26 protein-coding genes are annotated in these 26,953 nt (G+C 36.1%); 4 read left to right on the top strand and 22 right to left on the bottom strand.

The features are described from left to right. Window positions 1–96 precede the first annotated feature (96 nt). From MKX66_RS14165 to MKX66_RS14215, 11 genes are all read right to left on the bottom strand, one after another. Window positions 97–1,170 (bottom strand): sulfate/molybdate ABC transporter ATP-binding protein, encoded by a 1,074-nt coding sequence (locus MKX66_RS14165; RefSeq protein WP_341086439.1) that lies wholly within the window; start codon window positions 1,168–1,170, stop codon window positions 97–99. Window positions 1,171–1,182: 12 nt separating this feature from the next. Continuing rightward, window positions 1,183–2,040, bottom strand: a complete 858-nt coding sequence (gene cysW / locus MKX66_RS14170) for a sulfate ABC transporter permease subunit CysW (protein ID WP_341086441.1) — start codon at window positions 2,038–2,040, stop codon at window positions 1,183–1,185. An 11-nt stretch (window positions 2,041–2,051) separates the two neighbouring features. Beyond that, window positions 2,052–2,879: a sulfate ABC transporter permease subunit CysT gene (cysT, locus tag MKX66_RS14175; RefSeq protein WP_341086442.1), complete on the bottom strand. Its 828-nt coding sequence runs from the start codon at window positions 2,877–2,879 to the stop codon at window positions 2,052–2,054. A 21-nt stretch (window positions 2,880–2,900) separates the two neighbouring features. Beyond that, a complete protein-coding gene (locus MKX66_RS14180; RefSeq protein ID WP_341086443.1) occupies window positions 2,901–3,956 on the bottom strand; it encodes a sulfate ABC transporter substrate-binding protein in 1,056 nt (351 codons plus the stop codon). 233 nt (window positions 3,957–4,189) lie between these two features. Then, on the bottom strand, window positions 4,190–5,212 hold the full coding sequence (locus tag MKX66_RS14185; RefSeq protein ID WP_133116653.1) for an S-layer homology domain-containing protein: 1,023 nt from the start codon (window positions 5,210–5,212) through the stop codon (window positions 4,190–4,192). A 163-nt stretch (window positions 5,213–5,375) separates the two neighbouring features. Then, window positions 5,376–6,533: an RNA-guided endonuclease InsQ/TnpB family protein gene (locus MKX66_RS14190; RefSeq protein ID WP_341086447.1), complete on the bottom strand. Its 1,158-nt coding sequence runs from the start codon at window positions 6,531–6,533 to the stop codon at window positions 5,376–5,378. Between the two features lie 485 nt (window positions 6,534–7,018). Continuing rightward, window positions 7,019–7,270, bottom strand: a complete 252-nt coding sequence (locus MKX66_RS14195) for a hypothetical protein (protein WP_002064161.1) — start codon at window positions 7,268–7,270, stop codon at window positions 7,019–7,021. A gap of 185 nt (window positions 7,271–7,455) precedes the next feature. Further along, window positions 7,456–8,988 carry a fatty acid--CoA ligase family protein gene (locus MKX66_RS14200; protein ID WP_061688990.1) on the bottom strand — a complete coding sequence of 511 codons (1,533 nt, stop codon included), beginning with the start codon at window positions 8,986–8,988 and terminating at the stop codon, window positions 7,456–7,458. Between the two features lie 177 nt (window positions 8,989–9,165). Then, window positions 9,166–9,591 (bottom strand): hypothetical protein, encoded by a 426-nt coding sequence (locus tag MKX66_RS14205; RefSeq protein ID WP_149190227.1) that lies wholly within the window; start codon window positions 9,589–9,591, stop codon window positions 9,166–9,168. Between the two features lie 146 nt (window positions 9,592–9,737). Then, on the bottom strand, window positions 9,738–10,727 hold the full coding sequence (locus tag MKX66_RS14210) for a lipoate--protein ligase (protein WP_002030357.1): 990 nt from the start codon (window positions 10,725–10,727) through the stop codon (window positions 9,738–9,740). A 9-nt stretch (window positions 10,728–10,736) separates the two neighbouring features. Continuing rightward, window positions 10,737–11,471, bottom strand: coding sequence for an MBL fold metallo-hydrolase (locus MKX66_RS14215; RefSeq protein WP_215590889.1), 735 nt, complete (start codon window positions 11,469–11,471; stop codon window positions 10,737–10,739). Window positions 11,472–11,674: 203 nt separating this feature from the next. Here MKX66_RS14215 and yhfH point away from each other — a divergent pair, with 203 nt between their 5' ends. After that, a complete protein-coding gene (yhfH, locus tag MKX66_RS14220; RefSeq protein WP_000567010.1) occupies window positions 11,675–11,803 on the top strand; it encodes a protein YhfH in 129 nt (42 codons plus the stop codon). Between the two features lie 39 nt (window positions 11,804–11,842). Here yhfH and MKX66_RS14225 read toward each other — a convergent pair whose 3' ends face one another. Further along, window positions 11,843–12,856 (bottom strand): LacI family DNA-binding transcriptional regulator, encoded by a 1,014-nt coding sequence (locus MKX66_RS14225; protein WP_002087115.1) that lies wholly within the window; start codon window positions 12,854–12,856, stop codon window positions 11,843–11,845. A 224-nt stretch (window positions 12,857–13,080) separates the two neighbouring features. After that, window positions 13,081–13,590, bottom strand: a complete 510-nt coding sequence (locus tag MKX66_RS14230) for a GNAT family N-acetyltransferase (protein ID WP_002140756.1) — start codon at window positions 13,588–13,590, stop codon at window positions 13,081–13,083. A gap of 140 nt (window positions 13,591–13,730) precedes the next feature. On the opposite strand from MKX66_RS14230, the gene MKX66_RS14235 reads away from it, so the two are divergent. Then, a complete protein-coding gene (locus MKX66_RS14235) occupies window positions 13,731–14,084 on the top strand; it encodes a PH domain-containing protein (RefSeq protein ID WP_445662207.1) in 354 nt (117 codons plus the stop codon). 175 nt (window positions 14,085–14,259) lie between these two features. Here the strand turns inward: MKX66_RS14235 and MKX66_RS14240 are convergent, their stop codons facing one another. From MKX66_RS14240 to MKX66_RS14250, 3 genes are read right to left on the bottom strand one after another with little or no spacing between them, the layout of a single operon-like run. Further along, entirely contained in the window at window positions 14,260–14,937 is a 678-nt protein-coding gene (locus MKX66_RS14240) for a Yip1 family protein (protein ID WP_085309639.1), read from the bottom strand. A gap of 24 nt (window positions 14,938–14,961) precedes the next feature. Further along, window positions 14,962–15,264, bottom strand: a complete 303-nt coding sequence (locus tag MKX66_RS14245; protein WP_033708874.1) for a DUF2087 domain-containing protein — start codon at window positions 15,262–15,264, stop codon at window positions 14,962–14,964. A gap of 47 nt (window positions 15,265–15,311) precedes the next feature. Continuing rightward, entirely contained in the window at window positions 15,312–15,512 is a 201-nt protein-coding gene (locus MKX66_RS14250) for a hypothetical protein (protein WP_002030238.1), read from the bottom strand. Window positions 15,513–15,697: 185 nt separating this feature from the next. Here MKX66_RS14250 and MKX66_RS14255 point away from each other — a divergent pair, with 185 nt between their 5' ends. Further along, window positions 15,698–16,420 carry a hypothetical protein gene (locus tag MKX66_RS14255; protein ID WP_341086451.1) on the top strand — a complete coding sequence of 241 codons (723 nt, stop codon included), beginning with the start codon at window positions 15,698–15,700 and terminating at the stop codon, window positions 16,418–16,420. Window positions 16,421–16,458: 38 nt separating this feature from the next. On the opposite strand, the gene MKX66_RS14260 is transcribed toward MKX66_RS14255, so the two are convergent. Then, window positions 16,459–19,500, bottom strand: a complete 3,042-nt coding sequence (locus MKX66_RS14260) for a YhgE/Pip family protein (protein WP_341086454.1) — start codon at window positions 19,498–19,500, stop codon at window positions 16,459–16,461. A 206-nt stretch (window positions 19,501–19,706) separates the two neighbouring features. Next, on the bottom strand, window positions 19,707–20,279 hold the full coding sequence (locus MKX66_RS14265; protein WP_000963368.1) for a TetR/AcrR family transcriptional regulator: 573 nt from the start codon (window positions 20,277–20,279) through the stop codon (window positions 19,707–19,709). Window positions 20,280–20,605: 326 nt separating this feature from the next. Between MKX66_RS14265 and MKX66_RS14270 the strand changes: the two genes are divergently transcribed. Next, a complete protein-coding gene (locus MKX66_RS14270; protein WP_002125815.1) occupies window positions 20,606–21,460 on the top strand; it encodes a hypothetical protein in 855 nt (284 codons plus the stop codon). A 113-nt stretch (window positions 21,461–21,573) separates the two neighbouring features. Here the strand turns inward: MKX66_RS14270 and MKX66_RS14275 are convergent, their stop codons facing one another. From MKX66_RS14275 to hemH, 4 genes are all read right to left on the bottom strand, one after another. After that, window positions 21,574–21,873, bottom strand: a complete 300-nt coding sequence (locus tag MKX66_RS14275) for a hypothetical protein (RefSeq protein WP_033708875.1) — start codon at window positions 21,871–21,873, stop codon at window positions 21,574–21,576. 112 nt (window positions 21,874–21,985) lie between these two features. After that, on the bottom strand, window positions 21,986–24,352 hold the full coding sequence (locus tag MKX66_RS14280; RefSeq protein ID WP_341086455.1) for a DUF6359 domain-containing protein: 2,367 nt from the start codon (window positions 24,350–24,352) through the stop codon (window positions 21,986–21,988). Window positions 24,353–24,569: 217 nt separating this feature from the next. Then, window positions 24,570–25,991, bottom strand: coding sequence for a protoporphyrinogen oxidase (gene hemY / locus MKX66_RS14285; RefSeq protein ID WP_002166194.1), 1,422 nt, complete (start codon window positions 25,989–25,991; stop codon window positions 24,570–24,572). 19 nt (window positions 25,992–26,010) lie between these two features. Further along, window positions 26,011–26,946, bottom strand: coding sequence for a ferrochelatase (hemH, locus tag MKX66_RS14290; protein ID WP_002030249.1), 936 nt, complete (start codon window positions 26,944–26,946; stop codon window positions 26,011–26,013). Window positions 26,947–26,953 lie beyond the last annotated feature (7 nt).

Genomic DNA, 26,953 nt, shown 5'->3' on the forward strand with positions numbered 1-26,953 from the left:
CCAATCAGCAGCATCAATTTCCCCCTAAAAATCCTTATCCCAAAAACAAAAAAATGCAGCCCCTATACGTACTCATATAGGGACTGCACCTTATTATTAAATCACAAAATCCTCCGGAATAAACACCTTCACTTCTCTCGGATGTACATATACAAACTCACCTGTTTGAATGTTAAGCTTTCTAAACTGTTCTTTACTAATTTCTGCTTCTAGATACTCATCTGTTCCGTCGCGCTTCAATTCTACATATACGACAGGGCCAACTGCATGAGAGTATGTTACTTTCGCCGGGATGGCATCTATACTTTGTTTCGTACGATCGATTGATAAGTGATGTGGTCTTACGTATCCCACTCCGTCTACGTTTGAAACGTGCTTATGCTCTGGTGCTTCTAGTTCCACCGATCCTACATTTAGTTTACCTTTATGAACGCGGCCGTGAAATAAATTCACGTTTCCTAAAAAGTCGTATACGAACGGACTTGCTGGTTTTTCATATACTTCTTCCGGTGTTCCCATTTGTTCAATACGTCCTTCATTCATTACAACGATGCGGTCCGCAACGTCTAACGCTTCTTCTTGGTCATGCGTTACGAATACGCTCGTAATTTGAAATTCGTCATGTAGTTTCCGGAGCCATCTTCGCAATTCTTTCCGTACTTTTGCATCAAGTGCACCGAACGGTTCATCTAACAATAAAATTTTCGGTTCGACTGCAAGTGCCCGGGCTAGTGCGATACGTTGGCGTTGTCCGCCAGATAATTGCGCTGGATAACGTTTTGCGAAACCATCCATTTTTACCAGTTTCAATAGTCCTGTTACTTTTTCTTTTATTACTTCAGCTGAAGGTCGTAAGTTTTTCTTTCTTACTTTTAAACCGAAAGCGACATTTTCAAATACATTCATATGTTTAAAAAGTGCATAGTGCTGGAAGACGAAACCGACTTGCCTGTTTTTTACGTGAATATCAGTTAAATCTTCTCCATCAAATGAAATGGAGCCTCCATCCGCTTCTTCTAGTCCTGCAATAATTCGTAATAACGTCGTCTTCCCAGAACCTGATGGGCCTAATAAGGCAACAAGTTCTCCTTTTGGAATATCCAAATGAATGTCTGTCAGCGCTTGAAATGTACCATATTGTTTTGATACATTTTGAATTTGAATACTCACCGCACTCACTCCTTATTGTCGTTTTTCCATTCTCCATTCAATCCAGTTTTTTATAACGAGCGTAAAAACTGCGATGAGTGACATTAAAGTCGCCACAGCGAACGCTGCTGAAAATTGATATTCATTGTACAAAATTTCAATGTGAAGTGGCATTGTATTTGTCATGCCGCGCACGTGACCAGATACAACGGAAACGGCGCCGAATTCACCAATGGCCCGGGCATTACATAAAATCATGCCGTATAAAAGGCCCCATTTTATATTAGGTAATGTGACGTGCCAAAACATTTTCCAGCCGCTTGCGCCAAGTGATAGCGCCGCTTCTTCTTCACTTTTCCCTTGCGCCTGCATAACTGGGATTAATTCACGCGCAACGAATGGAAACGTAACAAAGATCGTCGCAATGATAATGCCAGGGACAGAGAAGATGAGCTTTATCCCGTGTTCCATTAACCATCCGCCAAAAGCAGCACGAGGTGTGAAAAGTAAAACGAATACTAATCCTGCGATAACTGGTGATACAGCAAACTGCAGTTCAATAAGAGATAATAATACTTGCTTTCCTTTAAACTGAAACTTCGTAATAAGCCAAGCTGCTGCTATTCCGAATATCGTATTCAGCGGTACAACAATTAATGCAACGAGAAGTGTTAACCTGATTGCCAAAAATGCTTCTTGATCTGTTACAGCGGCAATATATACATCAATTCCTCGTTCGAACGCTTTCATAAAAATTGTCACGAGCGGCAGTAATAGAAAGAGAGATAAAAATAAAATTGTTATCGTAATGAATAGAATGGGTACAAACTTAGATTCTTTTGTAACTGATACGCTTTTTACTATTTTCTTTTCTAATAATGTTGGTTCCATTTTCTCCCCTCCTATTCACTTTTCAGTTCATGCCTTCTGCTCCAAGTTTGAATCATATTAATAAATAGTAGGAAAAGGAGAGAAATAATAAGCATCACAGCCGCTACAGCTGTTGCACCTGCATAATCATATTGTTCGAGTTTTGTCATAATCATAAGCGGTGCAATTTCTGTTTTCATTGGCATATTACCTGCAATGAACACGACAGATCCATATTCCCCTAACGCCCGAGCAAAGGCGAGTGAAAAACCAGCAAGCAAGGCCGGGAATATTTCTGGCAAAATGATTTTCACAAATATTTGAAAGCGTGATGCCCCTAAACTAGAAGCTGCTTCTTCTACTTCTTTATCAATACTTTGCAGCACTGGTTGCACCATTCGAACGACAAATGGTAAGCCAATAAACGTAAGTGCAACAATAATGCCGAGCTGGGTAAAAGCTACTTTTATATGAAACACACTAAATATTTTTCCAATAAAGCCATTTTCCGCATAAAGCGTCGTAAGTGTAATACCAGCTACAGCAGTCGGAAGAGCGAATGGTAAATCGATTAGTCCATCTAATAACCGCTTCCCTGGAAATGTGTAGCGAACGAGTACCCAGGCAATTAATAAACCGAAAATGGCATTTACGATTGCCGCTGCAAGTGAAGTTGTGAAACTTACTTGATAGGAATGCAACGCGCGCTCACTCGTTATAACCCCAGCAAATTTCTTCCAGCCTAGCTGCGAAGTTTGAATAAATACGATAGAAAGTGGTATAAGTACGAATAAACTCATATATAGCATTGTAAATCCAAGAGATAATCCAAACCCTGGTAAGACACGCTTCTTCCTCATATAACGTCACCTCATCCCCCCTTATTTTTTATACATTTGATCGAATACGCCGCCATCATTAAAATGCTTTTCTTGTGCTTTTTTCCATCCTCCAAATAGTTCATCAACTGTAAATAATTGAACTTTCGGAAATTGCGATACGTACTTTTCTGCTACTTTTTCATTACGAGGGCGATAAAAGTTTTTCGCCGCAATTTCTTGCCCCTTTTCTGAATACAAATATTCAAGATATCCTTCTGCTACTTTTTTCGTTCCCTTTTTATCAACGACTTTGTCTACAACTGCTACTGGCGGCTCGGCAAGTATACTAATCGAAGGTGTTACAATTTCAAATTTATCTTTTCCAAGTTCTTTTTGTGATAATAACGCTTCATTTTCCCAAGCGATTAACACATCACCAATTCCTTTTTCAACGAAAGTCGTCGTTGCCCCGCGTGCCCCTGAATCTAGTACTTCCACGTTTTTATAAATTTGACCGACAAACTCTTTCGCTTTATCTTCACTATTGTTATATTTCTTCAGTGCATATCCCCACGCCCCTAAATAGTTCCACCGTGCTCCCCCAGATGTTTTCGGGTTTGGTGTAATGACAGACACACCTTTTTTCGTTAAATCATCCCAATCTTTAATTCCTTTCGGGTTTCCTTTTCTAACAAGAAATACAATCGTTGATGTATACGGAGTAGAATTATCCGCAAGTCGCTTCTGCCAATCTTCTGCTAGTTGTTTCTTCTTACTAATCGCGTCAATATCATAAGCGAGCGCTAGTGTTACAACGTCTGCTTCTAAGCCGTCAATAACGGAGCGTGCCTGACTTCCAGATCCCCCGTGTGATTGCTTTACATTTACTGTTTGACCATGCTTCTCTTTCCAATACTTCGCAAAGTCTTTATTGAAATCCTGATATAACTCACGCGTTGGATCATATGAAACATTTAAAAGTTCGACTGTCTTCTTATCTGCACTTCCTTCAGAATTGTTAGTGGATGTTGCCGAACCACACCCTGACAAAAGGACAAATGCTGATAATAAAACACCTGTACTTTTCATTAATGCTGTCTTACTCCACTGTTTCATATATAAAGCCCCCTTAGTTTGTACAATAGAAAAAGGCACACAATCTATTCACAAAAGTGAACGTTGTGCGCCTTCAGTTTCTCTGATGAGCTTCTATTGTATTCTGTTTGATTTCTTTCCATTTTAATTCCGTAATTCACATGTGTCAACTTGGAATTCAGAATTATTATATAAGAAACTTCATACAAGCTAAAAATCAGCGGGAATGGAATCCCACTGATTTTAGTTTCGATTTATTTCTTTAACTTATCTGTCTTCGCAATAAATTGAGCTGCTTCTGCGCGGCTTACCGATTTATCTGGAGCCCATCCATTATCTGTTCCAACTGAAATATTTTCTTGGATTAAAATGTTCGCATACTTCGTACCCCAATGATCTTTTAAATCAGCAAATTCTTTTGGTAGTTTAATATTTTCATTTCTTTCTAATTTATATGCATTCACAAGCATAGAAGCCATCGATGCACGGTTAATTAGCCCACTCGGATTAAAGTTACCCTTCTCATCACCTTTTACAATGCCAGCTTTTTCAACTGCTGCGATGTAAGGTGTAGCCCAATGATTTTGAGCATCGCGGAATGATGGCTTCGCATCTTTATTAATTTCTAACCCTAAAACAGTAGCTAATATTTTTGCTGCTGAACCACGATCGATATTTTCAGCTGGTGCAAATGTACCATCTGGCTTACCGTGTACTGCCTCTTTGTCTACTAAATATTGAACTGACTCTTGTGCCCAAGTCGGTACATCTGAGAACTTAGATTTCTTTTCAATTGCACTCGCATCGATTTCAAACTGCACTTGATATTTATGATCATATTTAATTGCTGGAATTAATATATGCATTTGCATATTATATTTTTTCGAGAACTCATCGATTTCAAATTGAACAACTTTCGTACCATTATTTGTTTTATCTTCAGAGATCACTTTCACATCATGGAATGTCCCTAATTTATTAGTATCTTCTACTTTAAGATACTGGAAATAGCTACTATCTTGCACTGTTAACGTAACGATTTTTTTGTCACCTTGAATTGTTACTTTTGCATTTTTTAAATATGTAGAAGCAACAGATGTTTCATTCGTTTGATCTTTATACGTTTTTAAAATAACGTCATATGTGCCATCTGCAAGTTTACTAGCTGCCTTCATCTCAATCACATCTGCTTTTGCAATTGGCGCATTGAAACCACTTAGTGGAACTGCTAAAGTTGCGGCTATAACGAATGCATTAATATATTTTTTCTTAATCATTATCAATACGACATCTGCTACTAAAAATATAGACAAATGTATATTCTTAGAGTATTCCTGCTTCTATGTGTCCTGCCTCGCCACTAACTCGCTACTACAGTTTGATATAACACTCCACAGGCGTAAATTCCGATGTAGCCCACCGTACATTTATACAATCTATTTACGTTAGTATTGTATATTCTTTTGCTTGTAAAAGGTTTATCGCTGCGTTCGAATCTCGATCCATTACATGTCCACATTCACATGTATATACTCGGTCAGATAGCTTTAAATCTACTTTCTTTTGACCGCAACTAGAACATAACTTTGATGAGGGATAGAACCTGTCTACTTGACGTAGTTCAATTCCATACTCCTCACATTTCGTCAATAACCATGTTTTAAATGTATAAAAACATTGCCCAGCAACTGCTTTAGCTAGATGCTTATTCTTCATCATACCTTTCACATTCAAATCTTCCACTGTAATAAACGTTGGCTTGGCTTTCACCACATTATTTACAATAGACTTTACACACGCTAGTCGAATATTGGCTAATCGAGCATGCAGTTTTTGCACCCTAAGAATATTTTTATCTATATTCGCTCTTTTGTTAGTAACAGATTCTTCACCTCTCTTTTTTAAATGTTCAAATTTACGCGATAAAGAGCGCTGCTCACGTTTTAACCGTTTTTCTATCTTTTTTACTTTTCCTGTTTTGTTGATGTTTTCATGTACAATACCATCGCTACGTATTGCGAAATCCTTCACCCCTAAATCAATACCTAGACCTGTTTGATTGAGTGTTGGCTTTGGTGCTGTTTCTTCCAATTCACAAAGTACAGATACAAAATATCTCCCTGCTCTTTTACATATAGTTCCACTTTTTACAATCCCATTTTTAGGGATATAACCATATTCTTTTACTCTCATCCAACCAATCGTTGGGACTTTCACTCGATGTCTTTCTATTGTCCAATCCGTTTTGTTATTTTTAGGAAAATAGCACTTCACATCTTGATGCTTCTTTTTCTTGTAACGTGGAAAGCCTGATAAGCCCTTAAAAAATCTTTTAAAAGCCTGATCTCCATTCATAATTGCCTGTTTTACAGCTTTACTAGATACCTCTTTAATCCATTGGCTACATTCTTTTGTATAAACATTGTTTAACCATTTAGAAAAATCATATCCACTCAAAAATTCCCCCTCGGATTCATACCTCTCTTTGTTTTTAGAGATATACAGATTGTAAACATACCTACACACTCCAATCGTTTGATTGATCTTGGTTATTTGTTCATTTGTCGGTTTCATCTCTATCAAATAGGCTCTTCTCATACCTCTTTATCCTCCGATATTTTTTGGTATGTTCTCAATCCATATATCCTACAACTACATACATAAATGATAGATATCAAATCTCGAGCAAGCTCTTCTTATGGAAATCATTATGAAGAAATTTTTCAAATCAATCCTATCTAAAACGAACAAATCTATCTTTGTGTGCGATGATAATAGCTAAAATGTTTCATTCCATACTATTGTCCATACATTTGTAAATGTTTATAAAAACTCAATCCGATTCTCCAAATCATCTTTCTATCCTTAGTTATCGCATCATTGCAATATTACATCATAAACATTAAGAATTTCTGAAAATTCTTCCGTCTTATATTATTTCATAATTATATTTCAATACACATGTCTATGATTTTCTACTTTTCCGATTACTGTTTAATACTCACTTTATATAAATATACCCAACATAACTATCATATTGATAATGATTATCAATGTCAAATGAAAAATTAAACGAATACTACCTATTTATTACATAAATATGCTTTCCGGTCATTTTTAAACAATAAATAATGAGCCGTATGCACTTTTCTCTCTAAATAGTCCAATGAATACGTACCCGATGGATCCACTAAATCCCCAATCGCTCCTGAAAGGTGATCTATTACCTTTTGCAATGTTTCTAAGTTCTTCTTTTCATTCTCCATATTCATTTCATCCATAATGTCACAAATAAGATATTGTACTTTCCGTAAGCGTAATTCCTTCTGCTCCACGTATATCTCCTCCTTATTAGCAATATTACGTTTTAAATATATGGGCTTATAGCTTAACCAATTCTAAAAAATAACGTGAAACTTTAATGAGTAGGAATTTTGTCCATCCAAACTAATCCAGCTTTTTTGGGACAAAAAGATATCCATCTCTATACATGTAGTCATAGTGATGGATATCTTTATTTTTATACTTGCAATGCCTTCTCTCTCAAAGCTCTTCGTAACAACTTACCAGTTGTATTCTTCGGCAATTCTGTTAAAAACTCAATGCTCTTTGGCACTTTGTATTTCGCTAAATGCAGCGTGCAGTAATGCGTAAGCTCCTCTTCTGTTACGTTCGTTTGCTTCAGAACGACGTAAGCTCGCACTGCTTCTCCTAAGTTTTCATCCGGTACACCAATTACGACAACTTCAGCCACAGATTCGTGAGTATATAATACTTCTTCTACTTCACGAGGGTATACGTTATAACCACCAACTAGGACGATATCTTTTTTGCGATCGACGATATAGAAGTAACCTTCTTCATCCATTTTCGCTAAGTCACCTGTATATAGCCAGCCGTCTTTAAGTGTCGCAGCTGTATCTTCTGGCGCATTATAGTAACCCTTCATAACGTTAGGTCCGCGAACAATTAGCTCCCCAACTGCACCGACAGGTACTTCTTCCCCAAGTTCATTCACAATTTTATTTTCTACATGCCAAATATTTGTACCAATCGAACCTGGTTTACGAGGACGATCTAACGGATTAAAACAAGTAACTGGTGATGCTTCTGATAAGCCGTATCCTTCTGAAACAATCACATCAAAACGTTTTTCAAAGTTTTGCAGAAGGGCAACAGGCATTGACGCACCACCTGAAATACAGAGACGAAGCGTCTTTACATCTTCTGCGCTTGCTTCTTCAAATAAATATAAGTAATTGTACATCGTCGGCACACCTGCAAAAATCGTTGGTTCATACGTACGACAAATACGGAATACTTCTTTCGGACTAAACCTCGGTACCATTAAAATCGTTGCCCCGTTCACAATCGGCGCATTTACCGCAACTGTTAAACAGAACACATGGAACATCGGCAATGCCGCAACGACGCGATCATCCGCAGTATATTGTAAATATGACGCAACATCGCTTGCATTACTATATAGGTTTTTATGTGTTAACATAGCGCCTTTTGGCTTTCCAGTTGTACCTGAAGTGTATAAAATAACAGCTACATCTTCTTCATCTAGTTCAGGACCTTCGTAAGTTATATCTCCAGTTCCTATAAAACTAGTAAACGTTTTCATTTTTTCCGTTTCTGTATGAGTAAAATCTGATGAGGTTTCGCATATGATGATATTTTCAAGTGAAGGAAGTCTTGTTGTAAGAGATTGTATAACAGGTAGAAGGACGTCGAGTACAATGATTGTTTTTACATCTCCATTTTGTAATATGTAATGTATTTCGTCTGCTGTATAAATTGGATTAATCGGAATGACAGTTGCTCCGGCTTTCATCGTTCCGTATAAACCTACTAAAAAATGTGGTGAATTGCCTACAGCTAATGCGACATTGTCCCCTTTTCCAACGCCCATTTTTGCTAAATTACTAGAAAACCTAGTGACCACTTTGTTTAATTGGTCATAAGAGACCGACTGATCCATAAATATGTACGCCGGTTTATCCCCCTTCTTTTTTGCCGTTTCAGCCAAAGATTGAACGAGATTCACACAAACCCCACCTTTATAAAATTTAGAATATTTAAAAATTCTAAATTAATTATATTAAAAGAAAATTAAAGTAGCAAGTGATATTCTATTAATCGAATATACATAAACCACTTTCTTCCAGAATACTTTAGTAAGATACGAGAATTATATGTAAAAAAAACAGGTACAAACATATAGTTAAACCATAGCTAAAATCATTGTAGGATAATATGCACTCATCTTCTCTCTAAGTTTTTCAACTTCCTCTTTATTTAAAGCCGTATACTCTCCATACAAATTGAGAGCGTCCGCTCCATTTTCGTGCAAGTAGACTGTAACATATAATGTCGGCAATCCTTTATTGTCCTCATCTATCGACAAGACGAAATCTGGCGTTTTACCAACGGTACTAAACGTTTCATTTCTTTTCCATTTCTTATTTTGAAACATAGTTTGTATATCATTTATTTTTTGTTTGTTATTTGTATGCGTATAATATATGACATTATCCTTCGCTGGCTTTCCAATAAATAAAAGTGTACGACTAGAGGAAGTTTCATCGTTACAAGCTGTCATCCCTATAACGAAGCTGATCAATAATATAAAGTGTATTATCCTTTTCATTTCGATCATCCTCCTTTAATTATATATACTTCCTTTATAATAAAAGAATGTCCTGCTAGTAGATGTTTTTAGGGACGCTTTTAACGGTAAATGAATTCATAATAAAAAAAGCCATCCCAAAAGGTATTTTGGGATGGCTTCTTCTTTTAGAAGAATAAATGCAAGAAATCTTCTGTTGTAATATTACCGAAATAGCGTACGATATCTACGCCTTCTAAAGCTACAGTGAATGCATCTTTATCAAATTGTACACCTGTTAGACGCTCTTCAATGTCATGCACATCTAGTGAGCCGAAGAAGTCACCGTAAATTTTACATTCTGTTACTGTCCCTTTTTTCACTTCAAGACGAACGTCAACTTGTCCAACTGGGAAGCGGTGTGAATGTTGTAAGTTGAACTTCGGAGATTTTCCGTAGTTCCAATCCCAATTTTGGTAGCGCTCTTCAGAAAGTTTATGGATTTCTTTCCAATCATTTTCTGTTAATTCATACGTTGGAATTTCTGTTTCTCCTTCGAAAATTGTTTCTAGAAGAAGTTGTCTAAACTCTTCTGTCGTCATTTTTTCGTTTAAGAACTCTGTAATATTCGCAACGCGGCTACGGATTGATTTAATGCCTTTTGATTGAATCTTATCCATTTTCACTTTAAGTGCCGATACAACGTGATCGATTTCAGAGTCAAATAGTAACGTGCCATGACTGAACATACGACCTTTCGTTGAGAACTGCGCGTTACCTGAAATTTTTCTACCTTCAGCTAAAATATCGTTACGACCACTTAGTTCTGCATTTACGCCTAATTTACCAAGCGCTTTCGTTACAGGCTCTGTGAACTTTTTAAAGTTGCTGAAACTATCTCCATCATCTTTCGTAATAAAGCTGAAGTTTAAGTTTCCTAAATCATGATATACTGCGCCTCCGCCTGATAGACGACGAACGACATGAATTCCTTGTTCTTTTACGTAATCTGCATTAATTTCTTCTACTGTGTTTTGGTTTTTACCAATGATAATCGAAGGTTTGTTAATGTAGAACAGTAAATATGTTTCGTTAATATCTAAATTCTTCACACAATATTCTTCAATCGCTAAGTTTATTCTAGGATCTGTAATCCCTTTATTATCAATAAATAACATCGTATCACCTCATGAATTCCATACGTAGCCACTATGCGCTAGCGTAATATGGCCACTGAAAATTTGTTTTGCTTCTGTTACTAAATCAGATGGGTTGCCTGTATGCGGTAAGTGCGTTAATAAAAGTTCTTTTACATGCGCATCTTTCGCAATACTTGCTACTTCTGTACTATTCATATGCCCTGCTTTTGCAGCCTCTTGATGTGCATACATATTACACTCACAAATGAAAAGATCAGCATCTTTTGTGAATGGAATAAATTCAGGAATATAACTGGAATCTGCGCTATATACTACAGCGTCACTACCAGCTGTAATGCGCATCGCAAAACATGTAACAGGATGAACAGTTTTTAAGAATGAAATCGAAAACGGTCCAATTTGAAGTGTTTCTTCTGGATTGTACGCGATTCCTTTCGTATGCGGTTCATGCGTTAAAGAATGGAATCCATTCTCATCAAACGAATGACCGTATATTGGTAACTCCGGTAGTTGTCCTTTTGTCACACTCGTAATTAATCTTGCATATTGCAGCACCCCAATGTCTGCAACATGATCATGATGATAGTGCGACAGTACAACTGCATCTATATGAGATGGTGTTATATATTTTTGAAGCTGTGCTAGTACACCACTGCCACAGTCTACAAGTAAACGAAAACCATCGTGTTCAAACAAATACCCCGACGTTGCTTCTCCCGCTTCTGGAAAGCCGCCCCAAAAGCCGACAACAGTCATCTTCATATGTATCCATCCTTTCTAAAACCGCGTAGGAATGCCGTTTTTTTCCGTACTTGAGAAAGTTTTTTACTTACATCCTACATTGTTAACTATAATCCATTTCCTAAACTTTTTCATTAATTTTCACTTTTGTTATAAAACAGTTGTTGACTTTTGTTTTTTGTACTAATACAATGATAGTAAGAAATGGAAATGGAGGGATTGACATGATCGATCAACCAATGGAGTTTTTCCGAAATTTACCGACGAAAACTTGTGCTCATTGCGGGAAGGAAATTGATGAGCAGCACGAAGCATACCATAACAAATGTGACGATTGCGTTCACGAAGAATAGTAGTTTGTAAACATAAAAAAACCTAGCAGACATAGTCTACTAGGCTAATAACATCGTATCCTTCATCGTTGAACCTTTCACCAAGAGCTCCAGTTCAAACTCATACAATTCTTTTTGTCGATAATTTTTCGTATGGATTTTATCCATCATTAAGTCGACAACTTTTCGGGCCATCTCGTCGATTGGTTGTTCAATTGTCGTAATACCTGGCTCTGTAATCTGCGCCAAAATTTGATTATCAAAACCGATCACAGCGAGATCTTCTGGAATACTCCAACCATGGCGTTTCGCCTCTGAGATAATTCCAGCTGCAACCTCGTCGCCTCCTGCCAAAATCGCGGTAGGATTTTTTTTGTCCTTTAATACTTCATTGAATATTCGTTTTCCATCATCCCAAGAGAAAGCGTTTTCAAGAAAATCGATTGCTTCCACTTCTCTACTCTTTTCAGTAATAGCGCGTAAAAAGCCCATTTTTCGCTGTTGGCTCACTACTTTCGTTTCGTTACCACGGCAAAATATCAGATTACGATATCCTTGTTCTAATACATGATTGGCAGCTATGTATGCACCCTGTGCATGATCGAACTTCACTGTTGGAACATTTGCTTCCTCAATATATTCATTACATAACACGATTGGACCATGTTGCAAGTATGGCTCCACATTCTCCCATGGATTTTCTAGTGAACATAGAATAATCCCATCTACTTGTTTCGTAGATAATAATTGTAAATACTCCATCTCTTTTTCCGGTAAATATCTTGTTTGACAAATAATCAGTTTATATTTATGTTCAGAAGCAGCAATCTCGATTGCTTCAATAAATCTACTAAAAAAAGGATTTGTAATCCTTGGAACAAGCACCGCAATTGTTTCTGTTTTTTGTTTACGAAGCCTTCTCGCCGCAGAATTAGGAACGAAGCCTAAATGCTTCATTGCTAATTGAACCCTTTTCTTCTTCTCATCTGAAACATATGGATGATTATTGATCACCCTAGAAACCGTTGTCCTTGATAACCCCGCTAATTTCGCCACGTCCTCGATAGTCGACACGAAATTTCCCCCTTTGCATGAAAACGTTTTCTTATCCTGATTATATAGTATATTATTGGAAACTGCAATATAGGTTCTTATGATTTTACTATATTAATATTATACATAGGGAAAAGTCTGTTAATGGCAGGGAATTACACACTACTTTTAGAATTTCACAATATGTATATGAAAAAAGATGTACATACCATAACGCATATACACCTTCTTAATTAACAAGAATTCTATTCAATATAAAAACCCATCAATACGTCGTCTCCATATGATCCATCTTCATATTTAATTTGCTTTCTTTGCCTTCCTTCTTCTACAAAGCCAGTTCTTTTATACACTTTAATTGCCCTATCATTAATAGAAACTACACCTAAGCAAATTTTCTCTAAACCTTTCTGCCCTTTAGCCCAGCTAATAAGAAATTCAATTAGCTTCGTACCAATGCCCTGATTACAATACGCCTCCCTAATCCCCATTCCCATTGTGCCTGCATGTCGTAACCGTTCTAGTTCATATCGTTTAAAAACCAGAAAGCCAACCACCTTACTATCTACCTCGTAAACTATATAAAGGTTTCCTTTTTCACTACTTGTCTGTATCTTTTCTCTTTCTGAATCAATATCATTTGGTAATTTATTTGGAGATGATATAAAAAACTTTGTAGTAGTTTCTGATAATATAATTTCTTTTCTAATATCCATAATTGATTCCGCATCAACCTCTTTTGCTAATCGTATCACCGAATCACCTCGTACCTTTTTCTTTTAAAAATAATATTGGAACTATCAAACTAAGAATCTCTAAAACGCTCAATATGCAACATTGCATATTGAGCATCTTTTCACTTTTGATACAATATCCTTACATCTATATAAAAGGAATGTATACAATGAATCCAATTTTAACAGCCGCAAAACAACTACTACTACATAAAGAAGAAAAGATTTTATCTACTTTAAAATGTTCACTTACTAACTATGTAAATACGCATAAAGTCCCATATCCAGGCATGCTACTTGCTACTAATAGAAGAATTCTCTTTTTTAGCCAATATAAAAATACATTAATTTCCGAATTTGAGTATGAAAAAATTTTATCTATAGAAACGAAGAGAAGAATTTTTGACAAAAAAATAATATTTTATTATGAAGATGAATATATAACGGTGGGATACATTACAAGTTCAAATATTGAAGAGTTCATAGACTTACTACAAAGAAAAATGCAAGACTAGCGCGGGCTACTAATCGGGCATTTACGGGCTGTTGATCTCCCACCTAGCTTCTTTGCTCCAGCCGCATTTTGAGGTGGGAGTTTTACTGCCCGGCAAATAGCGGGATAAAAGGTGGTTTGTCCATATTCAAACCACCTTTTTCATACAAGCTTATAATTATACTTCCCACCTATCCTTACGCTTTAGATATTTCCTGCATAAACCCAGCCATGCTCGCTAATAAACTAGTGAAAACGAAAAGTACAATAATAAGAGGGATAAGTTTGTCTTTATTTAAATTCGTTATCGTTTTTAAACCTATTCCTAATAAAACGTAATACCAAATATTAAATATATCTATTCTTTGAGCAATTGTATGCAAGATCATATTATCTGTCGCTATTGCACCTAAACCTGTATAAGATATCTCATACCCACTTAGAGAAAATGCAATTAATCCGTTTAAAATCATCCCTAATCTTAATACAAACGAAGCATAAATGATTATCGGGAATGTTTCTTTATAGTTAATATCAACTCCAAAGAAAATCATAATGTTCTTATAGAATATAGGTGCAAAAAGTATAGCTACGATTCCACTGACTGCTGAAAATCCAAATGTAGTAAAGAAAGTTATGTATTTCGGAACAGTAAATCCCGTTTTATCATGAAACATACTGAGTGCAGGATTATTTAAAGAATTCCAAGACATTAAGGCACTTGAAATTATAATAAGCACAATTAAAAGGACTAGTGGAAAGAATATATTTCTTTGATTCTTCATCCTTTTGAATTGCAGTGTTGGCGAAGTGAATATCCCAAAAATCGATGGTTTTTCCGAAAGTTCTTCATGCATAAGACTACTAACTTGCAAGAGAATCCCCCTTCCTCATTACATTTATAACTCCTCCCACTTCGTCCATACTTCTCTCCCATTTATATGGTACATATTATCCTCTCGATCCATAAATCCGTGCACGATAAACTCTCGTCTAATCGTACAAAAATCATCATGATATTGTTTTATGAATGTATTAATTTCTTTTTCCGTATACTGATTTTCAGCGTTAAATTTGCTAATCAAATGCTCTAACAATACTAGTTTTTTCTTCTTTTGACCTGGAATCGATTTTAGGCGGTCCTCTTTATCGAAAAAGTTACGAATCGTCGTATCCCTGAATTTCATTTCACTTTCAGTCATTTTGTTGTCCTCCATCGGTTTTTATGCAATAAAATTTATCGTTTGTCTTAACTATTCTTCTTCATTCTTTTACTTATAACATCCATAAGGTAATACCCGCTAATTAGCACATAGTAGAATAAAAGTATTCCTAGTGCATCTTTCATATTTATATATTTTTCTTTATGAAACAAGATAGGTGAAAGGGCGTAAACAAGAAAGATGATTAGCGGATTTAAGATAAAATAATAAGTAAGATTTCCTTTCATCGTATCAACTCCTCTATTCTATGTTTCTCTGCAAATTGTTGTAATTCCTTTTCACTTTTACTCCTCTCATCCACACTTTTTTAATTTATTTATCACCCTTATATTTGTAACTTATTATTCAAATTAACAATTTCATATGGTAAATTATGTTATAATCCATTTATACATACTTTGGAGGGTACATAGTGAAAAAAGCTATTATAGTATTAAGCATCCTATATCTTATTTTAACTGTACATACAGGAGCTGTTCTTTTAGGAAAAGAAGATTATAGAGGTGCTATCAATACATTAAAAGAAACGAAGGAAGTCTCTTCATTTCAATCTGCAAAAGACGGTGTGATTTTATTAAAAGGAACATTAACTACTACACAACCTATTACAGAGGAAAAACTTCAAAATAAAGAATTTGCACTTCTTGAAATTAATACATATAAACGACGAAAGGCAAATTGGAAAAACATTGATACCGAGCAGCATATTGCAAAGCAGCTCTTACTAAACAATGAGGCTCTTCCTGCATTAAAAGAAATCCGTTTTTCAATGGAGCCAATTACACTGTTAGGAAAAGATATTTCCACCGAAGATTACTCACTAAAAAAGGATGATACTCAATTAACAATTAAAGGTAAGGGATACCGATATACAGGAATAGAAAACAAATCAGATACTCTTATTTTTGGTATAAAAAAAGGAGATACACTTGAAGGGTATAGTGGCTCAGAAATTCTAATAGGAAAAACAAAAGAGGACATTGCCAGTAACATGAAACTATATACTTTTGCTGAAAGATATGGTCCATTTGTTTGGATTGTAACTACTATTATCCTTATAAGTATTGTTATATACTTGTTCCGTAAAAATAGAAAAACAAATAAAATTTCTCATCCAATAAAACAAGACCAATAAAAAAGGCACCATTTCGGTGCCTTTTTTATATTTCTTATTTACGCTTCAATCGATTGATTTTCAGCAATATTTTTAAATTGTCGTTTGTGCATCCACGTTAATGAAGCAATTGTTCCAAGTGATAATACAACGATAAAGATCATGAGTATCCCAATATTTTGCCACATGAAGTTAAAGTCTCCGCTTGATACGACTGCTTTCAATCCTGATACAGAATATGTCATCGGTAACCAAGCATTAAATGGTTGTAAATACTTCGGAATCAACTCTAGCGGGAATGTTCCAGCACTTGTTGTAAGCTGAATAATTAATGTGATGATTGCGATGAAACGCCCTGCATCACCGAATGCTGTTACTAAACATTGAATTAATGAAATAAACGCTAAGCTCGTAACAATACTAAAGAGTATAAAGTATGGAATACTTTGTACTTCTACACCTAACCAGAACAGTAATATGACATCTGCTACTATTGCTTGAATAATACCGACTGATAGTAAAACACCAAACTTACTAATAAACCAGTTGAATCCTGATTTCGGAACGCCGACTGTATCGCGTAATGGGTATACGATAGATAATAGTAATGCCCCAACGAATAAACCGAGTGATAAGAAATACGGTGTGAATCCTGTTCCGTAGTTTGGAACTTCCGCCATTTTCTCCGTCTTCACTTTTACAGGGCTTGCAAACATATCATACGTTTTATCCGTTCCTTTTACTTCTCCTGTTTTTTCTGCACCTTCACCAAGTTTCTCAGCCAGTGTACCTGATCCATCATTTACCTTTACGAGCCCATCTGTCACTTTTCCGGATCCGTCTGCTAGTTTATTTACTCCGTCGATTAGCTGGGTTGAGCCAGTTGACATTTTATTTAGACCACCATTTAGAGTACCTAAGCCAGTTGTTACTTGACCCGAGCCATCTGCTAATTGATTTACGCCACCTATCATTTGGTTTGTTCCTACAGATAATGTACCTAAACCGCCTGTCACTTGGCTTGAGCCGTCTGTTAATTTGGATACTCCTACAGATAATGTGCCTAAACCGCCTGTTACTTGGTTTGATCCATCCGCTAATTTCGTTATACCTACAGATAATGTACCTAAACCGCCTGTTACTTTACCCGAACCATCTGCTAATTTGGATACTCCTACAGATAATGTACCTAAACCGCCTGTTACTTGGCTTGATCCGTCCGCTAATTTCGTTACTCCACCTGCCATTTGATTTGCTCCTGCAGATAATGTGTCTAAGCCACCTGTTACTTGACCCGAGCCATCTGCTAATTGATTTATCGCATCAATTAATTGACCGGATTCGTTTTTAAATTTATTTGCGCCTTCTTTTGCTGCATTTAAATTCTTACCAAACCCTTGGAAATTTTCAACAAATCCTTTTTGTGCACTGGCTAATTTCTCAATACCATCTGTTAAAGAGTGCAATTTCGCTGTATTCGGTAGTTTGTTTTGCGCATCACTTGTTTTTTGATCTATTTCGCCTTTTAATTGTTTTACTTCTTCATTTAATTTATTTGTTCCACTTGCTACTCCGGCAGCTTTTTGCTGAACTGTCGCTGTACTTTTTACAGCACTTGTTATGAATGGTTGTAACTGCTCTTGATATTCTTTCGGTAAACTCTCAATTTGCTTTTGTAAATTCGCTACATCTTGTGCTGCAGTTTTTGCATCTCCTGCTGTTGATTGCGTAAGTTCATTTAACTGATTTACATTCGCCCCAGCTCCATCTATTTTCTCATTTACTGTATTCAATATAGAAGGGCCTTTCGACTGCATTTCCTCTAAACCTGCAGCAGAATTTTTCACTGTACGATTTAAATCTTCCAAACCCTTTTCAATTTTTTGAGAAACTTCCTCTAATTGGCTTTGTCCCCCAAACAGTTGTTCCATACCATTTGATAGATCAGTTGTTCCTGTTTTTAATTCACCGGATTTACTTACTAATTTGTTCAAGCCATCGGTTACTTTCTCAGATCCATCACGCAATTCGCCAATTCCTTTTTGCATTTCACCCGTTTTGCTATTTAGCGTATTTAAACCGTCTGTTACTTTTCCGGACCCATCTAATAATTTCCCTATACCTGCATTGCTATTTAGTGCATGTAAACCATCTGTTACTTTTCCTGATCCATCCACCAATTTCCCGATACCTGCATTGCTATTTAATACATGTAAACCATCTGTTACTTTTCCTGATCCATCTTGCAATTTCCCGATACCTGCATTGCTATTTAATACATGTAAACCATCTGTTACTTTTCCAGACCCATCTTGTAATTTCCCTATACCAGTCTGCATTTCACCTGTTTTGCTATTTAACGTATTTAAACCATCTGTTACTTTTCCGGACCCATCTTGTAATTTATTAGATCCATCTGCTAATTTCTGAACCCCATCCTTCATCTCTCCAGATTTCCCTTGCAGTGTGTACAAGCCATCCGTCACTTTTCCGGAACCTTCATGCAACTCACTAGCTCCATCATGTAACTTATTTGCTCCTTCCGCTCCATCTGCTAATCCTTTTGAGACGTCTTTAATGGAATCAAACATTTTCTCTGCATATGTTTTCGTTAACGTACTTGATACTTCACCTTTAATTTTTTCAATGGCTGTTCCGCCAATTTGTGAAGATAAGAAGTTTAAACTTTCATTTGGAATGTATTCTAAGTTTAATGGTTTCGGATCGTCTTTTAATAACGTTGTAGCGTTACTTGAGAAGTCATCTGGAATACGTACTAACATGTAATACTTTCTGCCTTCCATTCCCTCTTTCGCTTCTTTTTCACTTACAAATTCCCATTTAAAACTTTTATTATCTTTTAAGTTATCAACGAGCCCTTTCCCGACCTCAATTGGTTTCCCATCAAGTTCTGCACCTTTATCTAAATTGACTACCGCAACTGGCAAGTCATCTAGCTGCTCATACGGATCCCAAAAGGCCCATAAAAACATACCCGCATATAAAATCGGTACAAATAAAACCGCAATGATTGGGATTAATATTTTTTTACTTTTTATAATCTCTGCAAATTCTTTACTAAGCAACTTATGCCATTTCATAATTTATCCCCCTTTTCAAAAATGACCAAAATGTATTTTTAGTCATTCTCACCCAAATAAAAAGGCTATATCTGTTCATACATATGCCTTATCCCCGAATTTATACTATGCACATTTTCATCTACATGATTATATTTAACCATCCTCCTTATACGATTGACCAATTTGTTCAATTAGTCATTTTTTATAATATTAAAAGGATTATCTTAATTTGACAATCCTTTTAGTAAATAAAGTTCGAATAATTCCGATATTTTTTCTTTTTCTAACGGTTCATGATTTTTTTCCCAATCAAAAATAAGCGATACGTATAGGCGAAGCATAATAAACGCTGTAATTTCTGGATCACATTTGCTGATTTCACCCTTTTCAATCGCAATTTCTAAATACGATTGAATAACAGAAACGATTTCCACATCTACTTGTTGCATCACTTCTTGTACTTCTTTCGTTCCCATATCGCGCTCTTCTTGAATTAATTTAATCATGAGCTGATGTTCTTTTCTAAATTCTAATATGCTATATAATGCTCTATGTACATTTTCAAAAAATGAAATATCTGAACGAATTGCATTTTCTGCAACTTGCTTCATTTCTGTAATTAAATTAGAAATAATTTCACCAAATAGCTCTTCTTTATTTTTGAAAAAAGTATAAATCGTTCCTTTTCCTACATTCGCTAACTTCGCTACTTGATCCATCGTTGTTGCTTTATAACCGAACGCTGAAAAAGACTTTGTTGCAGCTTCAATAATAGAACGCTTTCGATCTATCGCCACATCTTCACCTCCAAAAATGACCAATTGGATAATATAGTCAATTAGTACATCTTTGATATTACCACACGCTTACATTCTAGACAAGTTCTCTTTTTTATTATTTCCAGTATAAAAAAATTCCAGTCAAGTTATATAATACTGTCATAGTGTATCAGAAGAAAAGAGAAAAATAAAAGGTGTTCTTAAGATATATGATTAAACCTTACTTAACGACAACAAAATTCCCTTTTTTCAAATAATCAAATAAAAAAACAAGAAAATCTTTACATTTAATAGTAATATAGAAAATAGACAAGTTTATCAAAATAGTGGAGGCTTTTTCAGTCATGATGCGTGCGCTTCGTTTAAATATAAAGCAAGCTTTTTGTAGTCGTATTTCTTTAATTATTATGTTTAGTGGATTCGTTCTTATTTGTATTTATCACTATTACTATGTAATTCGTTATTTAGGAGACGCAGCGAGTGGACCTATTTCAACAGATATAAAATGGATCGGATTTCGCGACAATGAAATGGATGTTTATTTATTATTAATGCCAGTTATTGCGAGTTTCCCCTTTAGTACAAGTTACAATTCGGATAAGTCAGATGGTTTTAAACCGTTTGTGAGTAAGGGGATTTCTTTATTTCCTTATTCATTAATGAAATATATCGTTACGTTTTTTTGCGGAGGATTTCTTTATACATTTCCATTCATCTTATCGTTATTATTTTGCAAATTAACCATTCCAGACGGAACACCTACGATTGGTTCAGGCATCATAAATGCTGATGGAATGTTCGCAAACCTATATTTCGATGCGCCTCTCACTTACATTACTGTATATATCGGAATTAATTTTTTATTTGCAGGTTTAATGGCTCTTTTAGGACTTGCTGCATCTGTATGGTCACAAAAGGACTATATGGCAATTCTCTTTCCATTTGCAGTTGCCTCCATTCCTTACGTCCTGCTAAATACAATATTTCCTTCAATAGGCGGAGCACCTATTCATTTATATGATCCGAAACAACCATTGCAAGGCATGTCACCGTACATTTTAACGATGCAATGTGCTTTCTTCCTTCTCGTTAGCTTATTTATGTATATACAAGGAGTAAAGCGGGATAGAAAAAAATATAGAAGAAGACTGCAAAAAAGAGATCGGTGTAGAAAAGCGTTTCAAGCAATTTCGGACTAAATAATTGAACGAATAAGAGCGTAATTCCCTAAGTTAGCTTAGAGAATTACGCTCTTATTATCATTTACATTTATCAATCTTATATTTTCAATACTCATATAATCCTCTCCCCTTTACGGCGTACCTGCCAATCCCCATAAAATAACGATCGCCGCAAAATAAATCGCTTTAATACCTACAACTGAACATAATAAAATAATTGCATATTTACTTAATTCTCTTCTTGCACCGATTAAAGTAAAAATAACCGCCAAACTAAACGTTATATAGGAAGTTGCGGTATTTATTAAGTAATACATACTATCTAGATTCTGTGTAAGCCCTGTTATATCGGCTACAAATTGAAGCATGACGATTATGCTAAAAAAAATTGCAAGCTGATTCATTAATTTCCCGTTTATTCGGGCTACCATATGTCTACACCTCCCTGTATTGAAGAATGAATATTCAATCTATTTTATCATAAGAATTCCTAATAATGTAAAAGAACGCTTAGTATATTTCTAAGCGTTCTTTCTCGACTATTTAAGAAGCCTTCTTCAAATCAATTTGAACAAGTACTGGATCGTGGTCACTTACACGTCCATGTTCTTTCATAATGTTTGAGTTTAAGTGTACAGGGTCTACAATTGTGTGCGGTGCGATGTTGTTTGTTACTAAAATATGATCTAGCACTTGTGCGTTACCTTCATGAATGTACGTGTAGCGGTTCTCTTTCGGCACTGTGTTTAACATATCTTTTAATATCGTTCCCTCTAGTGCTTCTAAAGGTTTAGAGAATTCAAAGTCATTCATATCACCTAATACAACAACTGGTGCATTTGTATTCTTTTCTTGAATACCTTGTACGAAATGATTCACTTCTTGTGCTAATTGAACTCGTTTTTCTTCACTCTTTAATACGAGCGGCTGCACTTTTCCAAATGGCGTTGCATCTCCTAGTTTTGAGTTTAAGTGATTTGAAATGACAACAACGTTTTGTCCTTGGAATGTAAATTCTGCCGCTAACGGTTTACGTGTACTTTCAAATAAAGGATTTTCGTCTCCAATACGAACTACATTTTTATCTAGTAACTTCGGTACTGTCGCTAATTTCACACGAGATGGGTTATAGAAGAAACCGACGCGAATATTCGCTCCAGGTGCCCCGCCGTCTTGATTGTTGTTCGGCGCAATTTCTACATACTCATACTTCGGTCCACGAATTTCTAATACAGCATCAATGATACGTTTTGCGCTTAAAGATGCATCAGTCGTACCGTCATTGATTGCTCCATTATTATCTTGCATCTCTTGTACACCGATAATATCAGGCATTTTTAAATTATATTTAATAGAATAAGCTAACGCTTTCACTTTTTCATCTGTTGTTTCTTTTTTGTTCGCTGAGAAGTTTTCAATGTTATATGTAGCAACTGTTAACTTATCAAGACGCGGCTGAATATTTGCCCCTACTTGCTTAAATCCGCCGTCCACTACAGATGGTAATTCCGTTACTGGCGAAATGCGGAACGAACCGTAGTCATATCCTACTACGCCTGTTATATCTCCAGTGAACGTATCGCCTACTTTCGCGACATAATCACGAGGTACTTTTACAGAAAGGCGCTCTGGATTTAATTGCTCTTTATCTAATAAAGGTGTACCATACTTCGTTACTACTTTATCTCCGCCATTTTTTACTGTTACATATAAATTACCGTTTTTCTGCGGAGCGATAATTTTTGGTGTTGGCATCGTAACGCGCATACCTTCTACACTTTCATAAAAGTCGATTGCATCTTCATTTGGATCAAATAGACCGAATGCATCATTATCGATAATTTGATCAGGGATTTTCACACCGTTTTCTCCTAATACAATCGGCGCTGGTAAAGGTTGATCTTTTGCGATTACAGCAACGCGACTCGCCTTAATTTCCGTCGTCGTTAAGTCTGTTTCAAATCGCTCTGCATATCCAGGTCCAACATATTCTTCTACTTCTCCATCAACTTGGACAAGATCTCCTACTGCTACATTCGCATCTTTTTTGTATACGTAAATACCTTCAGAAGTAGCTGGATCATTATCCGACTGATTATCTTCTATATAAAAACCATTTTTATCAAGCGCTGTGACAACGCCCTCCACATTGTTTAATTTCTTCCCATTGTAAGGAGAAATATGTGATTTCCCTTGAATATCATGAATACGAACTGGTTCATTATTTACGATAATAAATGAAAATGTTGAAATCGCTGAAGAAGTAAGCCCTTCTTTCTCTGCAATTGCTTTAATCACACTATTTTCATTCACTACAATTTGTCTGTTATAACGAACACTCTTGTTTGTAGGATTAGAGCCATCTAACGTATAGTAGATTGTTGCTCCTTCTGTATTCGTTGTTAATGTTACTGCTGTTCCTTTTGCAACTTCCCCACCATTTGGTGATGCCACTACATCGCTAACGCGGTTTTGTTCTTCTCCTTGAAACTTATGAGCTGTTACTGATTTTAAACCTGGGCTACCGAAATATAACTCAAGCGTCCCTGTCAACCTAACTTTCTTCCCGATATTTTCAGGATGATCTTTCACGTTTACAGCCGTCCTCACATCACCTTTTGGCAATTGAACAGGCATGATCTTGTCTGGATTTGTTTCGTTTGGCGAATCGGCAATTGCCACGTTTGTGTCGTCAAACTTAGCCGGATCTTTCGTGTATTTAGAAGGACTTTGCGTATACCCAACGATATATCCTTCCACTATCCCCTTCGTTTTCCCTTGCTGCTTAAATACTTGAATTGCTTTCTCTACTGACATAGAAGTAGTTTCTTCCGCCTGCGCTAAAGTTCCAGTAAATGAAAGCAATAGCAATAATGATAAAAAGACACTTAATAATTTCTTCACAGCCATTTCCCTCTCCCTATTTCATATTTTCTCAACATTTCTATCATATCAAATGATTCGTTATATAGAACTATATTTCGACAAGTTTTACACAAAATTTATTTAATTTACAAGTTTTCAAACTATAATACAAAATAACTTATATAGCTTTATTGACTAAAGGTATTTTATCCAATAAACAAAACGCCTTCAATATAATTGAAGGCGTTTTGTTTGAAATATTTTAATGTGCGACTAATTTAGTCTCCATTACTTTCTCTAAATGAAATAACACACGTTTCGCCGCTAACTCACCTTGCTCAATACAAGCTGGAAGACCAGAACCAGCGTAAGAACTACCTGCCAAATACACACCTGGCAATTCTTCCTCCATAAATGTTGTGAGCTTTTTCATTCGCTCTTTATGGCCTACTGTATATTGAGGCATCGCTTCTTTCCAGCGGCTTACAATTGTAAACTCTGGATCCTCTGTAATATCCATTGTCTTTTGTAAGTCTTCGAGTACGAGCTGCACAATTTCTTCGTCAGTTTGTTCAACAATCGCTTCATCACCTGGGCGTCCGACGTAACAGCGAAGAAGCGTTTTTCCTTCTGGCGTTGTATGTGGCCATTTTTTATGTGTCCACGTACACGCTGTAATTGTATAATCACTATTTCTTGATACGACAAATCCGGTACCATCAATATCACGCTGAATTGCAGACTTTGGGAAAGCAAGTGCCACGTTTGCAACTGATGTAGACGGAATGTTACGGAAGAAACGAAACTGCTTATACTGCGCAAACATAGATGGCAATACTTTATGCGGCGTCGCAACTACAATCGCGTCTACTTCCATTTCTTTTCCGTTACTAAGCGTAATCGTATAACTATCACCAAGTTTTGCAACCTTTTCGATACGAGTTCCCTTCATTACCATATCATTAGGAATCTTCGTTTCAAGAGATTCTACTATAGATTCTAAACCGGTTTTCACAGTTTTAAATATTCCTTTTTTCAATTCAGCCTTCTCTTGCTTTGGAGCTAGCGTACGCATACCGAGTGAAATACTACGGTGCTCCTGTTCAATTTGATAAATTTGAGGGAATGTTGACATTAAACTCATTTCATCAATATCCCCTGCATAAATACCAGATAATAATGGCTCAATTAAATTTTCAACGACTTCATTTCCAAGGCGATGCCTGAAAAACTGCCCGAGTGATTGATCAGAAACTGGTTTTGATCTAGGCATTAATAAGTCAAAACCAGCTCTTAGTTTACCAATTGGGGAGAACAATCCGGAAAATAGAAACGGCGTAATTTGCGTTGGAATTCCCATCATTGAACCGCTCGGCATTTTATGTAACCGATTGTTTACGAGAACGAACGATTGACCAGCCTTATTATTTACAAGTTCAGCATCAAGTCCTAATTCTTTCACTAATTTAGCTGCGCTCTCTTTTCTTGCTAAGAAAGAATCAGGACCGCGTTCAATTGTAAATCCATCTTTTTGAACGGTTTGAATTTTCCCGCCAAGTTTACCAGACGCTTCTATAAGCAATGCATCTATCGGCAAGTTTTTTTCACGAATTTCTTTTTGTAAGTTATACATTGTTGTCAATCCTGTGATGCCACCGCCGATGATCACAACTTTTTTCCTCAAGTAAGCTCCCCCTTTCTACTTACATTACAGATTCTTTTTTCTTTAATACAACATCTGCTAAACAGTCGATAAATGCGTCCGATGCGTTTGGCATTTCTGGACGATAATATTTCGCGCCAATTTCATCCGTTACAACTTTACACTCAAAGTCATTGTCATATAAAACTTCTAAATGTTCCGCAACAAATCCAACTGGTGCATATACGAATGAATTGTAGCCGTACTTTTCATTTAATTCTCTCGTTAAATCTTGTACATCTGGACCAATCCAAGGATCTGGTGTATTTCCGGCACTTTGCCAGCCAACTGCATAATTTGCTACTTCAGCACCACGTGCAATATAGTCAGCTGTTTCGTTTAATTGATCCGGGTATGGATCGCCGAGTGCGATAATTTTTTCTGGTAAGCTATGTGCAGATACGATTAACACTGCTTTTTCACGTTCTGCTTCTGACATACCGTTATATATACCTTTCACTGCATCGACCCAATACTGAATAAATTTCGGTTCTTTATACCAGCTATCGATGCCGTGAATTGTTAAGTTTCCAAGTTTTTCTGCTTCTTCTTGCGCTCGTCCTACATAAGACTTCACGCTAAAAGTAGAATAGTGAGGGGCAAGAACGAGTGCAATTGCATCTTCTATTCCATCTTTATGCATAGCTTGTACTGCATCTTCAATGAACGGTTCAATATGTTTTAAACCAAGATACATGTGGTACTCTACTTCATCTTGTATTTCATTTAAACGTGTCTCTAACTTTTTAGCTTGCTCTAATGTAATAGTAGCTAAAGGAGAAATACCACCAATTGCACGGTAACGCTCTGTTAAATCTTCTAGCATTTCAGGACTTGGCTTTCTTCCTCTGCGAATATGTGTATAGTAACGTTCAATATCTTCTTCTTTATATGGCGTTCCGTATGCCATTACAAGCAAACCAATTTTCTTTTTCATACAGACA

The organism is Bacillus sp. FSL R9-9530 (assembly GCF_038008145.1).
In the GTDB taxonomy this organism is placed as follows: Bacteria; Bacillota; Bacilli; order Bacillales; family Bacillaceae_G; genus Bacillus_A; species Bacillus_A mycoides.